The 14,472-nt window shown below is 68.0% G+C and carries 9 protein-coding genes; 2 read left to right on the top strand and 7 right to left on the bottom strand.

The window, feature by feature from the left end; translation table 11 throughout:
* Positions 1–2: 2 nt before the first annotated feature.
* The gene (gene hemC / locus ABZ842_RS36735; RefSeq protein ID WP_361547439.1) at positions 3–935 is read left to right on the top strand and encodes a hydroxymethylbilane synthase; all 933 of its coding nucleotides are present in this window, start codon (positions 3–5) and stop codon (positions 933–935) included.
* Positions 936–981: 46 nt separating this feature from the next.
* On the opposite strand, the gene ABZ842_RS36740 is transcribed toward hemC, so the two are convergent.
* From ABZ842_RS36740 to ABZ842_RS36770, 7 genes are all read right to left on the bottom strand, one after another.
* Positions 982–2,034, bottom strand: a complete 1,053-nt coding sequence (locus tag ABZ842_RS36740; RefSeq protein ID WP_361547442.1) for a hypothetical protein — start codon at positions 2,032–2,034, stop codon at positions 982–984.
* Positions 2,031–6,614, bottom strand: coding sequence for a hypothetical protein (locus ABZ842_RS36745; protein ID WP_361547445.1), 4,584 nt, complete (start codon positions 6,612–6,614; stop codon positions 2,031–2,033). The genes ABZ842_RS36740 and ABZ842_RS36745 overlap by 4 nt, the downstream gene beginning before the upstream one ends.
* A gap of 4 nt (positions 6,615–6,618) precedes the next feature.
* Positions 6,619–7,362 (bottom strand): hypothetical protein, encoded by a 744-nt coding sequence (locus ABZ842_RS36750; RefSeq protein WP_361547448.1) that lies wholly within the window; start codon positions 7,360–7,362, stop codon positions 6,619–6,621.
* Positions 7,359–8,924: a hypothetical protein gene (locus tag ABZ842_RS36755; protein WP_361547451.1), complete on the bottom strand. Its 1,566-nt coding sequence runs from the start codon at positions 8,922–8,924 to the stop codon at positions 7,359–7,361. Before ABZ842_RS36755 ends, ABZ842_RS36750 begins: the two co-directional genes overlap by 4 nt.
* Before the next feature lie 435 nt (positions 8,925–9,359).
* The gene (locus ABZ842_RS36760; protein ID WP_361547454.1) at positions 9,360–10,274 is read right to left on the bottom strand and encodes a hypothetical protein; all 915 of its coding nucleotides are present in this window, start codon (positions 10,272–10,274) and stop codon (positions 9,360–9,362) included.
* 620 nt (positions 10,275–10,894) lie between these two features.
* On the bottom strand, positions 10,895–11,296 hold the full coding sequence (locus ABZ842_RS36765; RefSeq protein WP_361547457.1) for an HNH endonuclease signature motif containing protein: 402 nt from the start codon (positions 11,294–11,296) through the stop codon (positions 10,895–10,897).
* 763 nt (positions 11,297–12,059) lie between these two features.
* Entirely contained in the window at positions 12,060–12,206 is a 147-nt protein-coding gene (locus ABZ842_RS36770; protein WP_361547460.1) for a hypothetical protein, read from the bottom strand.
* A 795-nt stretch (positions 12,207–13,001) separates the two neighbouring features.
* Here ABZ842_RS36770 and ABZ842_RS36775 point away from each other — a divergent pair.
* A complete protein-coding gene (locus tag ABZ842_RS36775) occupies positions 13,002–13,724 on the top strand; it encodes a hypothetical protein (protein WP_361547463.1) in 723 nt (240 codons plus the stop codon).
* Positions 13,725–14,472 lie beyond the last annotated feature (748 nt).

The following is a 14,472-nucleotide window of genomic DNA, read 5'->3' on the forward strand; positions in this document are numbered from 1 at the left end:
TCATGCCCAGTGATCTGATTCGCATCGTGTCCCGCGATTCGCCCATGGCACTCGCCCAGGTGGAGCGTGTCCGCACCGAGCTGGCCACGCTCCACCCGGACGTGAAGACGACCGTCCTGCCAGTGAAGACCACCGGCGACAAGTGGATGGGCGACCTGGCGAAGGTGGAGGGCAAGGGTGCCTTCACCAAGGAGGTCGACGCTGCGCTCCTCGCCGGCGAGGCCGACCTCGCGGTCCACTGCGTCAAGGACGTCCCGGCCGACCGGCCACTTCCGGCCGGAACCGTCTTCGCGGCCTTCCTTAAGCGCGACGACATCCGCGACGCCCTGATCCACCCAGGCGGTCTCACCCTGGACGAGCTGCCCGCCGGCACCCGGATCGGCACCTCCTCCGTCCGCCGGATCGCCCAGCTCGCCGCCTCTCACCCGCACCTGGACTGCGTCCCGATGCGCGGCAACGCGAACCGCCGCCTGGAGAAACTGGCCGCAGGCGAAACTGACGCGCTGCTCCTGGCCGTCGCCGGCCTGGAACGGATCGACCGTACGGACGTGATCACCGAGATCCTGTCGACCGAGACGATGATGCCGCCGATCGGCGCGGGCGTCCTGGCCCTTCAGTGCCGCGAGGGCGACACCGATCTCATCGACCTGATCAGCGACCTGGGCCATCACGACACGTTCCGCGAGACACACGCCGAGCGGATGTTCCTCCACGTCCTCCAGGGACACTGCAACAGCCCGATCGCCGGGTTCGCCCGGGCCGGGGCCAGTGGAGAGCTGTCGCTGAGAGCGTCCGTTTTCTCGCCGGACGGCAAGGCCATGCTCCATGCGCACGAGTGGGCCGGCCGCCTGGACCCAGCCACCCTCGGCACCTCGGTCGCCGTGGCGCTCCTGCGGCAGGGCGCACGCGAGCTGATCGACGGCATCGCGCACTGACCCAGAAGGTCAGCTGCTGGAGGAGGCACGCTCTCTGCCCCTGCCGTCACAGCTGGGCCAGCAAAGGGACTGCTGGGTCGAGACGAGCACGCAGTACGGGCAGCGGGAGAGCCTCCTGACGCAGCACTCTTCCGCAGGCCAACAGGTCGAAGACCTCTGAGGCCATGTCCAGCGGAAGCCACGACACAGCCTCGCGGAGCCGAGCCGCCGGTACCGTCGGTACCACACGGGCGGTTCGGGTCAGCAGCGCCCGGTAGAGACCGACAGCGGGCAACAGGGCGGGCAAGCCCGCCCTACGTCCCCTCACATCAGCCTGCCGGGCGCATTCGAGCCCGTCGAGATCCAGGTCGGCATACAGCAGGAGCCGGTCCACGGGATGGTCCCGTTCGCGAAACGCATCGACGGCGGTGGGCAGCGAGGCGATCAGCTGGTCACCCGCTCCGTACCCGAGCCATCCGACCTGATCGCGGTCAGGCCAACCGCCCAGGACCTCGCGCAGACTGGTGAACGCCGCGCTGTTCTCCACGATGAGCATCCACGGCGCCGGTCCGAGCTCGTACATGGCCAGCGGGGCAGACGCCGGTCGCGCCCGCAGATGCACGGTGACGTCGAGGATCCCGCGGGTGACCAGACGGTGGCGCTCGATGCCGTGGAGGTACTTCTCGTCGCCGTACAGCTCGTAGGACCGCTCGGCCACCGGCACGACCTCGGCGTCCGGCCGGTCGCGCAGCAGCGCGTTGACCGGATCCAGAAGCACATGGTCACCGGGCGTCAGCTGCACCGCCGCGAGCCCGGACAGCTGTGGCACCCACGCTCGCGGCCCCGGCCTGGTGCGCGTGGTGCGGGGGAGAGAGGGACGTTTGACCCATAGGGGCAGCGGCGGGTGCGCGGAGTAGTCCCATCCGTTCTGCCCGGCGGGCAACCGGGCCAGGCCGCGTCTCACCAGCTCGTGGGCGGCGTCGGCGAGCACCTGACGCCGGCCGGGGGAGCAGGGCAGGCTGGAGTCCCCTTGATCGGCGGCGCCCGCCAGCGCGTCAAAGTCGACACGCTGGCGGGACTGCCGGGCCAGAAACCCGGCCATGTGGTCGGCCGCGGTCATACCGCTTCCCCGGCCTCGGAGTCGGGTTCCGTTCCGCCCCGTTCGGTACCGCTGCGGCGCAGCAGACGCGCCGCGGCGATACCCTCGCCACCTGCCTGCTCCGCCGCCCTCGCCACCGCATCGCCATAGCGCTCGGTGACCTGCACGTACCTGCGCCGAGTCCGCAGATCGAGGCCGTTGCGCAGCCGGATGATGAGCGGGAACCGCCCCAGCACCGGCAGATCATTGATGCCCGTCGCGTACACCAGTTGGATGCCCTGCGCTGTGGCGACGCGACGCTGCAGCGCGATGAACGGCCCGTAGTTGGCTTTGCCGAACGGGTTGTCCATGATCAGTGTGCCGATCCCGCCGGGAATACGACGGTCGCGTTTGGCGGCCCGCATCCGGGCCAGCGTGCAGTACAGCAGGACGGACACGGTCAGCTTTTCTCCGCCGCTGAACCTGCGGATCCCGGTCACGGACTCCCGCTCGACCGCGTCGAGGTTCTGGGCCGGCTTGATGATCTTGGCGACGATGTTTCCCCGCCCGCCGAGAGCCGCCAGCACCAGACGCTTGGCCAGCGCCATGCCTTCAGGCAGCGCACTCGCCCTCCCGCCCGTTCCGGCCGGCAACGCGGCGACCACACTGTCGATCTCCTTGCCCAACCGGCGCTCCAGTTCCTCCTCACGCGGCCAGTGACGCACCTCGAAGGACAGGAAATGCTGCCCCGACCAGCTCCCCAGCCCCTGGGGCAGCTGAGAATGCCGGGCGACCTCCTTCAGATCGTCCAGAACCGACTCGACCAAGGTCGTACAGCTGCCCACCACCATGGCCTGGTCCCCGGCCATCTCCTCCAGCAGTGCGGTGACCTCCCGTTCCCGTTCCTCAATGTCTTCCAGGAGCTCGGCCAGACGCCGGGGCTGGGACAAGGCCTGCTCCAGCCGTGCCCTCACCTTGCCGTCCACGACCTGGAGGTACTGAGGGTCCTGTGCCAGGCGCTCCACCGCCCGCACCGCCCTGTCGAGAGCTTTCAGCGCTACCGCATGCTCACGGCCGGCATGTTCCACCGCCGCGGTGATGTCCCCGCACACGCGCTCCGCGTCCGCAGGCTGCAGACCCATCGCCGTGGTGGCAGACAGACCGTGGCTCTCCAGCAGGACAGCATCAGTGAGATCCTCGGCCGGCTCCTCGCCGGCGCCGGCCTCGGCGGCAACGTCCTCATGGCGGTCCGCGGCGGAGCTGAGCATGCTCACGATCTGAGCCAGCAGCCTGGCATCGCTCGCTGCCTTGTCCGCCTTCCTGCCCAGAGCCGTCTCCTGCAGACGGCAGTACCGCTCGGTCTCCCGCGCCTGCTGCAGATCTACCTTCACCTTCTGAAGCCTGTGCTCGCCCTCCTCGACACAACCGACAGACAAAGGCACCAGAGCCAGAACGAACCTCTCCCCGGCCTCACGAGCACACCAGTGCGCCTCACGGGCCTGGCGGTGCAACACAGTGGCCTCACTCGCGGCCTCCACCGCAGCTGCCTCCGCGGCCTCGGCAGCGCCGATCTGCTCCTGAAGACGCTCACTGTCAGCCCCGTCCGCCTTCTCGGCCAGGACGTGCGCGAGCCGCCGGATCCCGGGGTCCCTGTCGAGCTCCCGGTTCAAACGGGCCACCTGCTTCTGCTCGGCGGCCCGCCGCTCCTGCAGAGCCTTGTCACTGATGCCGTTCTCCCAGTCCTGCCGGGCCTGCGTCCACCGTTCGCCAAGAGCCCTCAGACTCGCGGACAGCTGCTCCGCTCGTGCGGCCCGCTCCACAAGGTCCTCAGGCAGAACGCTGCGCAGCTGCTGCACCTCCCCGTTGCGCCGCACGATGGCCCGCTCACACTCCTTCGCACGGTCGGCAGCCGCCGTCGCACGCCGCTGCGCATCCTGATAGAGCAACGCCAGCTCCTCGAGGCGCGCCTGCTGCTCGCGTTCGGTGCCCCGTGCCTGCCGCACTGTCTCCACCAAGCCGGGCAGCGCATCGAAATCGGCGGCCAGCGACCGCAGGCGGGGCATCAGCGTGGCGAGAGCAGCCAGTGTCCTGGCGCTCGTGTCGATCCGGGCGGTGGCACGCCGGTCCTCGTCCTCGACGGCCCCAGCCTGTGCCTGGAGGTCCCGTGCCTTCGCGGTCAGTTCGGTCACCTCCTCATCGAGGTGACCGAGCCGCTGCTCCAGCGCTGCCTGCGCTTCCGGCGAGAAGGCACTCAGGTGTGCGCGCAGCCGTGCGGCCAGAGCCCGGTCCTTCTCACGCTGCCCGGCAAGTGCCCTCAGCCGGCCATCGAGCGCTTCCAGCCGGCTGTTGAGCCGCTCCAGTTCCCTGTCTGCGGCGTCGGCGTCGAGCACGGCCGGATGGACGGGCATCACCGTGAACCTGGCCTCGCTCCCGCCCAGGACCGTGACCTGCTCCTGCGTGCCCACGGCGACCACACCACAGGACAACAGCCCCGCACGCCGCACCACAGCCGCCAGATCGGTCTCGGGAACTGGATCGCAGACCACCACACCGCCGATGAGGTGGGGAGCCGCGGCCAGGACATCGTCGTGCCGGTGGGCGGGCACGGTATCGCGCAGGAACTGCAGACCCGACATCGCACCGCTGACCCCGGCGGCCTGCAGAGCGGCGACAGCTTCCTCCACCTCCTGCGGAGCGGGACAAAACCCGTCCCGCTCCAGAGCCTCACAGATACGCCGGTCCTCCAGTGCCTGGGCCCGCTCGCCGGCCGCTGCCGCATCCGCAGCCTCGACCTGTCCCTCCAGAAGGTCCACCAGCTCCGCACCGACCGCCGCCAGGTCCAGGCCCTGACCCTGCACCCCGGCCAGCTCTCCCAGCCGCGGCTCCGCCCGCAGCGCGTCCTGCTCCCGGTAAGCCGCGCTCAGCTCGTCCCACACCTCCTCATGCCGGCGCTGGACCTCACCGAGGCTCTTCTCGCACCTCCCGCGCTCGGCGACAAGTTCACTACGCCGCACCCGGGCCCTCTCGCGCTGCGCTTCGGCACCGCGCTGCTCCTCCTGGGCCACCATCTCCTCCCCGGCGGCCCGCTCCATGGCCTGCTGCACGCTCTCAGCCCCACGCAGCAGACCTTCCTCGCGCGCCGCGGTGATCGACCGATCGATCTCCTCGGACCTCGCCTGCGCGGCCTCGGCCCAACGCCGGGCATCTCCCTTTGCCTCCACAGCGGCCATCCGGGCATCGTCGGCCTGCTGTGCTTCAGCCTCCGCTTCCGCCTGAACCGCCCGCAGACGCGGCGCCTCCATGCCCAGGTGCTCCAGCTCACCGGTGAGCCTGGTGAACAGCCGGGCACCGGCGGCTTCCATCGCCTCCCGCAAAGGAGCCTGCTCGGCGCTGAGCTCCTCCAGCATCTCGTTCACCTCCCGCAGCTCTTCCTCGTGCTCCGACAGCTCCAGGACCCGCAGCACCTGCTTCCACCCGGCGCTGTGCGCCTTCGCGTCCGCAGCCGCCTGACGGCACTGCTCCTCCGCCTGCGCCCGCTCGGCGACACGGGCCCGGCAGACCGCCTCGTCCAGACCCGCCACCTCCCGCTCCAGCTCTTCGCCCCGAGCGACCGCGGCCTCCGCCTCCCTTCCGGCCTCGGCAGCACTCCCGGCCAGCTCCCCGGCCTCGCGCTCAAGCTGCCCGCCCCGCCCCCGAACGTGCTCACCCGCTCTGCGTGCGAGCGCCACCTGCCGGCCCAGAGCACCCTGCGCCCCGGCCAGGCCGGCCGTCGCCTTCTGCACCGGCCGCAGCCTCAGGACGGCCTCTGCCAAAAACCGCCCCTCCAGCTCCCGGTCCGGCCGCAGGGCGAGCTTGTCAGCATGCTTGGCGAGCGACGACCGCGCCGCCTCCGGCACCGCCTCATCGACGACCATGTCGATGAGGAAATCCGAGAAGTCCTCACACGTCTTGAACGCGAACAGGCTGGTGATACCGCCCTCGTCTTTGTTCATGTCCCGCTGGACCCTGAACAGCTCAGGGTCCAGACCGCTGTTCCCCAGCTGCTCCGCCCACGTGTACTGGTCCGAGGACACGACCAGATTCAGGCGCCGGTGCGCTTTGCCCGCAGTCTCGAGCGCCTTGACGTAGGAGGTGAGACTGAGCTGCCCCTCCGTGTTGCGGACCGGGAGAGTCCCCATGGCCAGGACACCGACGAGCGGCCGGAAGATGTACCAGCGCCGCTCGAGCCGCTCCCAGTTCGCGGCCACGTCCGCAGGGCGCTGCCCGCCCTGCCACTGATACACGCCGCCGGTCACCAGCACGGGACCGGCCTCCGGATGACTGGAGTCCCCCCATTCGATGATCACGTGGGAGACCTGGTTGCCAGGCACATAGTCTGCCAGCGACTTGCCCTCGGCACGCCCGATGAAGTCGAGCTTGTGGGGCAGGAGAAGGCTGAAGATCAAGGCGAGCAGAGTCGACTTGCCGCCGCCATTGCGCAGCCACAGAACCGCGTCCTGGGCTGTCATCACACGGCGGCCGTCCACCGAAACCGTGCCGCCCGTCAGGTCTACGACCAGGGACTTGAACCCGGCGTCACGATGCCCGGTGTTCTCCAACCGTACAGTCGTCATCTGGTACACAGGGCTACGCCTCCTCGGCAAGCTGGGCACGGCGGATGTCGCACAACACGGAGAACGCGGCCGCGGAGGCGCTCTCACGTACCTGCAGCCGGAACCGGTGAGTCAGCCGGTAGTGCCCCGAACCCAGCTCAGGCGCCCGCATAGCCATCCCCTGGCTCACCAGCCACTCCAGCGCTTCCCTGATCACCCACTGGGTGCTGGACCTCGCCAGCCGGCCGGAAGCCGTGGGCCGGCCGGGCGAGCACTTGGAGTAGATCCGCCAGGCCGCGTCCAGCTCGGCATGAGGAACCGCCAGCCCCTCGTCATCGACCGCGGCACGCCGCAGCCGCTCGGTCAGACTCCGAAGGAAGTCGTCGATCTCTACCAAGGAGACACGCTTGACGCTCTCCTCCTCCAGGTCCGCCGGATACGGGTAGGCCCGGGCCGCGATCGCCACATGGGCCAGCCCCAGCACCAGCCGGTCCTGCACCCCCAGCTTCGGATGGTCCTTCAGCTGGTAGGAGAGCCACGACCCGTTACGCGGGTGCAGCACCAGCCCCTCCAGCTCATGCGCCTCGACCAGGTCCGTCTCCAGACCCTCCGCCATCGCGTCGACCACATCACGAAACGCCCCGTCCCTGCGGTAGCGCTGCAGCAGGTCCCGGTACTGGGGCACCCCGAGCGGCCGCAGACGCGGCTGACAGCCGAAACTGACCAGACGGGCGGCATCCACCAGATCCGCCGCACTGTAGGCGTAGCCCGTGCTCATGCCACAACCCCCTGGCGGTCCCGCTCACCGGACGAAGGATCCGGGATCAGCGGCTGGACAGGAACCACCAACAGATCGCTCCCACTCAGCATCCCCAGATCAAACTCCGCCCCGTCGTCCAGCACCACCAGCCGCTCCCCAAGCAGATCCTCCAGCTCCACCACTCCCACGCCCTCCTCCGAGTCCACCGGATCAGGCGCATACGCCTGCAGAACCGACACCGCCAAAAGGTCCGCCGCTTCCTCCCCGTGCTCCAGCGCTTGTTCCACCAGGACCGAAAGCCGCACCGGAGCCCCCAGAGCCCCCTCCAGCACCCCGCGCACAGCCGTGACGTCTGCTTCGCTGTACAGCCCCCGCTCGCGCGCCTCCTCGGCGACCAGCTCCACCTCCTCGTCCGCGAACACCTCCCGGACCTCACGCACCGGCGCAAGGAGCAGCTCCCACCACTCCCGCAGCCTCGGCAGGCGAGGCACCACGGGCCCCGCCACCCCGTCTGCGAACAGGCTCGCCACCACCTCAGCCTCCACGAGCCCGAGTTCCAGCAGCGGCTCCAGCAGGTCCTCCTGCACACCCACCACACCCAGGCGAGGCGTCGGCCTGAACCGCTGCTCGGCCTGAAAACGCAGGAACATCGGCCGGGCGTCGATCACACTGGCCAGCAACTGCGTGTGACGCAGATGGGCCCGCTCCAGCAACCGCAGCACCCGCACGCACGTGTGCCTCACGTCGGGGTCGGTCACCTCATTGCGCGCCTGCCGAGTCCACTCCATCAACTCGCGCTCCACCTGCTGCCGCTCACCCAGATGGGACCGCGCCGCGCGCAGCAGCTGCGGCACCTCATGCTTCCAGTCCACCGCCCGCACATTGCGCCCGGTGTCCTCCAACGCCGCACGGACCCGCTCGCCGTAGAGCAACGACAACTTCAGGCTGTCGGCCGCACTCTCCTCAGCGCGCCCCCACCGCCCCGTACTGACCTGCCGGCGCAGCATCGCATCCGTCGCCGCCTGCTCGTCCTCCACGTCGTACTCCAGCCCCGCCAGCAGCAGGTTGATCGCCGGAGCAGTGGCCTTCAAGACCACCTGGCCATGCCGCCCGAACCCCTCCTCCAAAAACCGCAGCGACACCGTCACCCGCTGATGGCCAGCCCGGTAATCGCTGTAGGAGACGTCGAACTCCTCACCGCCCTGAGCATCGTTGAGCAGCTCACGAAGAACGAACCGCGCAACTGCCCGGTGCTCGTCCTCCTCCCGCTCCGGAGCCGACGCCCCGGCCAGGGCAGTCAGAAAGCCCACCACGTCCTCCGTGGTCGCCTCGACCTCCATCCCCTGCCTGCTCACCACGGCCTCCAGCGCCGCCAGAGCCAGGGTCCGCGGATCGTAGAGGCCGGCCGGGAACTGCTGCCATGCCTGCCGCTGGTCGATGCGGTGCAAAGGAGCAGCACGTGCCAGTACCGACGTACGCCGCACGAACCCCGGATCCGCCACCAGGTCCAGCCATGTGCCGTCCTCGGCCGCGGTCTTGGAAAGGGCGGACAGCAGACGCAGTTCCTCACGGTCCAGCAAAGACCGCAGGACGTCATCCGACTCGTCGTACTCGTCGGACCCATGGTGGGCAGGACGAGGAGAGCGTGTAACTCGCATGTCTGCAGTGCAGCAGGGGGGTATGACACACAGGCCCCGAAGGAACCGATCTGTTCCCTCTAACGGCGGACACCCTAGAGAGGGAACTTCACCCCCAGCACACCATCTCTCACCTGGGTCTTTTCCAGACCAGGCCGTGCGGCGAAAGATCCCCTACGCACATCGCCCGGCAGACCGTGAAAGGAGCCGCCAACCTCGCTTTTCGACCCTTCGGCAACCCCGGGACACGCCAGGGAACCGAGGCAGGTGAGCGGCCCCCGCACAGCCACAGCCGCGCCCTCGGTGCACCACGAGATCCACCTTTCCTGCGTCACGGCTACCACCGAGCCGTTTCCTGGGCAGGCGACAGCCAGTGGATCAGCGGCTGACAGCCGAAGCGCAGCGCTTGGCGAGCCGTTTCACCTTCCGGCGGACCTGTTCGCCCAGGCGCTCCGGATGCGCGGCACCGGCGGCCATGGCCGCCTCGGCCCAAGTGGTGACCCCGGGGTGGGCTAGGGCGAGAGTCACCGCTCGCTCGACCGGGGAGAGGGCCTCCAGAACCTCGACCAGACGCGGGTCTTCAAAGGCGACCTCGACGCCGGCGTCTGCAGCCTGGTCGGCGACCAGGTCGTACAAGGTCAGCCCGTCGCCGAGCGGGGTGTCGAGCAGCCACAGCCGCGACTTGTTGACCTTGCGGCGCCAGACCGGGGTGAGCTGCCGGTTGATCGCCTTGATCTCGGACCTCAGTTCCTTCAAGGCGTCAGGAGTCAGGTGGCCCTGCTCGTGGAGAGGGTCCGCCCAGCTGCCGAGCAGGGCGGTGGAGACCGGCTCATTCCATCCGCTCCACAGCCTGAGCCCCCCCGACGTGAAGGCGTCAACCGCGGATCGATCGCCGACGAGTGCGGCCTCGCGGGCGTTCAGCGCCTGGATCACGTCGGGGACCGGGATGTTCAGCGACCGGAACCCGGACTCGATCGTCTGGCCGGCCGGGCGGTCGGTGTCGAACACCGCCATGCGACCGTCGGTGGTGGTGATCATCATCGAAGGAAGGGAACGGTTGAACGGCTCGGGCGGTTCGAACGTGCCGTCCATGTCGACGGCGACGCTTCCGTCCGCCTGGAGGGTCACGACGTCGTTGTTGTTCCCGGTCCAGTGGACCGGGAACAGAGCCGTGATCTGGGTGACGGAATCCGGATCACAGTTGATCCGGTGGATCCGCTCATACAGGTCGAGGGCGGTGGAACCGTCGTCCTCAAGCATCGTGTAACTGGGCGCCGGGTTCTCGGTGGCCATGGTCGCCTCCTTGTCGGTGGAGATCCTTCTCCTCTCGGTCCCGACACGGACTCGATCCGACCATGCACCCCGAAAATCCTCATGTGATCCAGATCGCCACAGTGCTCGGAGTCCAACAGTTGGCTGTGTCACTCTCCGGGGATGTCGTTTCGACGCGATTCCGGGAGTCAGTAACCACGGGTCCCGCAAGATCAATGTCACTGACTCCGGAAGTCACTACGGCCCTTCCTCGAGGGCCGATTGCGGCCGTCGCTCGCCGCCCGTCCAGGTCGTTCGTCCTCGCTTCGCTCGGGCGCTCCACCTGGACCTGCGACTTCGCCGACGGCAACGGCCCGCAGCTATCGAGGAAGGGGCCAGAGAGCCGCGCGCCGGCGACCAGCACGCAGGTGACTCCCCGAGTCGCTGACATCGCTTCCGGCCCCAACGAGGTGACTCCCGCCGTCACCTCGGAACGACTCCCGCACTGAGATACAAAGCCAAACAGTTACTGGCCACTGTAGTTACACCCCTGGTGCACATAGCCGCGCGTGCGGCTCCCCCTCGGTGTCAGCGGCCCAGCCCGCACGACACCAATCCAGCACCGCCACAGCGGCTCTCCGCGGGGGAGACATCCCGCGGGTTCAAGTACGGCCGTGTGCCCAGGTATCGGCGTGCGCCTGGGCGGCGACCCGGCGGAGCACCTCGCGCAGCTCGTCGCGGGACCGGCCCAGCGTCTTGACCCGGTGGCAATTTGGGCACAGTGCCACCATGTTCTCGGGGAGGTCCGCGCCACCCAGAGCGAGGTCGTCGATGTGGTCCACATCCAGCAGCGGTTGCCCGTCCAAGCCCTCGTCGTAGGGCTGGCCGCCACACAGCGGGTTCTCGCACTTCCCCCGGCTGCGCAGCACGACGGCCTCTCGAGAGGCCGGGATCCGTACAGGACGTGCGCCAGCCGTACGGCGCCTGCCTGTGGTGGTGGCGGCGCGACGCTCGGCGATGGCGACCAGGCGCCGGTACTCGGTGCTGAGTTCGTCCTCCGTCATCGGCGCGGTGGAAGCCGCGGGTTTCGGGGCGGCCGCAGGGGTACCCCCGATGCGGGGGCCGGGCTGGATCGGGGGATACGCGAGAGAGCTCGTGGCCATTGGCGGGGTGTGGGCCGGCTGGGGTGAAGTGCGAGGCTTCTGCTGAGGGAGCGGGTGGGCGAACTCGTGGCGGGTTGCCTCGGCGCGGTCCCGTGCCTCGGCCTCGGCGGCTCTCAGGAGTGCTCTGCGTTCCTCGGCCTTGGCGGCCTTCCGGAGCGCTCTGTGCTCCTCGACGGCTTTCAGGAGTGCTCTGCGTTCCGCGGCCGTCCGGCCGGGGGTCCGAACAGACGTAGTCCCCTCGTGCTTCTGCTGCTTGTCCTTCGTACGACTGTTCACAGAAGGCTGCTGCGTGGGCTGTATCTGCGGCGCAAGGAACAGTGGCTCAGGCGAGGTCGGTCGGTCGGAGGGGACTTCGGTCGGCTGCGACGTGCTGTGCCGGGCGACTGCTTCGCGGAGAGCACTGCGGATGGCGGGGTCTTCCCAGTAGTCCGGGTCGTTCTCATGGACATGCTTGGACCACTCGGGGTGCCCGACGATCACAGCGATCTGCTCGGCGGAGTAGATCCTGACTCTTCCTGGCGCGGCCGGGTTCTCGGGTATCAGGGCGCTGCGCGCAGCATCGGACCAACCGTGCTTCTTCACGCCGACGCTCGTCACCCAGCTGGCGCCGTCCCACTCGGACGGCAGGGTGTCAGAGCTGCGAGCCCGGTCCTTCTTGCTGCGCCTACTCAACAGCCTCACCCGGGGCGGCGTCGCGGGCGGCCAACTGCTCCTCGGCGGCAGCCGGGCGAGCCACAGTGAGGTCGAGGGCCAGCACGGCGTCGGCCATATCGGAATCGAGCACGGCGAGGTCGGGAATGCCTTGGGACATGGGTACCTCTCTTGGCCGGGGCCGGCCAAGACACAGGGCTGCCAGCGGAGCCACCAAAACAGTGCGGGGCCGGTCAGACTGATCAGTGTGTACAGGCAAGCGGCGATGGTCAGGGTGAGGAACACCGCCAGTGCGAGGGCTCGGCCCTAATCTCATCGAGCGGACGACGGCATTGTTTTTGGCGCGGTCGTTGGGATGCACGGGCGGCTCCTGGGGCTGGGTATAGGGCAGGAAGAAGGCGCGCAGCCGGGTGGTAGCCGCGAGCCCATAAGTATGATGGCCGGTCAGGCTGCTGTGAGCGCCTTCGCGGCTGGCATCGGCCGCTTCCTCCATACGATGGAGTCCGCCGACGAGCGTCAGTTCTTCTACCTTGCCCGCATCGCGACCGCCTCAGCGCCTACCTCGCCAGCGGGCCGACGGCGTTCGAGCCCTCCACCACCACGGCACCGCCGCATAGGCGGTCATCCTTCCCGATGCCTGGCCCGTCATGAGAGCAGGCCAGACACCGCCGCACCGGGTTCGTGCGTAGCGGTGCAGGTGTGAGGCGATAGTCGAGTGGACGGTGCAGGGAAGGCTTTCGTTGCCGCTCAGCTGCCAGTACCAGCCCAGGGCCGGCGGCGGTCGTACCAGCGAGCATGAAGAAAGTGGTGACGGCCCGCCTCCCGAGGTTTCCTTCAGCCCGCGCGAGGTCGAGCACGAAGCCGCGGCGCGCCCCGCAGACGTAGCCCTCGACGCAGAGCTGCCTGACCATAGTTCATTCTTGACTGTTGCTCTTCGGTGTGGTCGGGTATGCGTGTGACAACTCTCGCGATCCGCGCGACTCTTCCTACGGTCGAGGTGCTGAGCCTGCTCCTGGACGCTTCAGCCGACGACTCGCCGTGGGCGGCGAGGATCAGCGAGCAGACCGGCTTGGGCAAAAGCACGGTCTCGCAGATTCTCACCAGGCTTGCTGCATTGACGTGGATCGTGACCCGGAACGAACCGGGACCGCACCCAGGCCGTCCACCGAGGATCCTTTGTTCATTGACGGGGGAGGGACGCCGTCAGGCAAAGGAAATGCTCGCCAAGAGAGCCATCGCCCACCAGCGCTGGCCCAGGCACCTGGCCAAGGAAGCCCTCCTTGCTGAGGCACCGACACAAAGCGACGCCAGCGGCCCAGTTCACCCCGACCTCAGCACACCGCAAAAGCAGCCCGGAGCCCTGCGCCCTCGATTTAAGGGTCTCTGGCCCGTCAGGCTCTCCGAAGTTGAGAAATACCGATCCGACAAGGCCGCCGACGCAGCTTTTTCCACAAGAGAAGCATTTCCGGTCTCGGAGAGCGACTCCCTTGCCCGCCTGGCCGAACTGAAGGAAGCTCACAAGGCACTTCAGTTCATGAACCAGCAGCTCACCACAGGTTTCATTGGCCGGAGTGCTGTCGCTCCAATTCATAGAGAACAGCACGAAGACGTCATCCATCTCCTTCTGATGGAGACTCTCCATATCCGAGGAAGGGTTTTGAAGGCCCACTCCTACTGACAGTGCAACAAATTGATTGCTAGAAGGGGCAGATTGCCAGGTTTGTCTTTTTGCCAGGTTTGTCTTTGCATCAGAACCGGAAGAACGATTCAAGGAACCACTCGGTGTGACGATCTCGTAGATTTCCCGAACGGCGGAGAGCTTTCTATACGCTTCGCGTGACCGAAGCTGGTCGAGGGCAACCCCAAGAAACGGGATCAGAGACCGGAGCGGATATAATCCAAATCGCCTTCCGTTCACGGAGGTTGCCGCACCTCGTTCCATAGAATTTTGAGAACTCGAGGCGGGACAGGCGGCCCACACTGGCTTGGATGGGCCGGCTTCCCTTCTGTCGGAGAGGGACCCACATCCCAAAGCGCATCATCGACCCAGGCCAGAGATAATCCGAATCGACGCTCAGGAACCAACCCCGCCGGCCCCCGAGCTCCTTAGCCAGCCAGCCTGTGACAGTTCCCCACTCAATCCGCAGACGCCAGAAGGAAAGCAGCGACTTGCTCACCAGGCGGACCCGAGAGCGCAGCGAAGGGTAGTTCTGGACGCAGTCCAGAACTACCGTGCGCAGCACGGCACTTCCCAGTTGGGGCGCAGCCCCAACACGGGGGGCGCAGCCCCCCCGCCTCTGCGAAGGGCGCAGCCCTAAGTCACCCGCTGCGCGGGCGAAGCCCGGCTCCTGCTCGGAACTTTGGCGTACATCTGCCATCGGTCGGTGGCGTAGCGATCCGCAGGGCATGCTCGATGGTGACGCAGG

Source organism: Streptomyces sp. NPDC047315 (assembly GCF_040643215.1).
Lineage (GTDB): Bacteria > Actinomycetota > Actinomycetes > Streptomycetales > Streptomycetaceae > Streptomyces.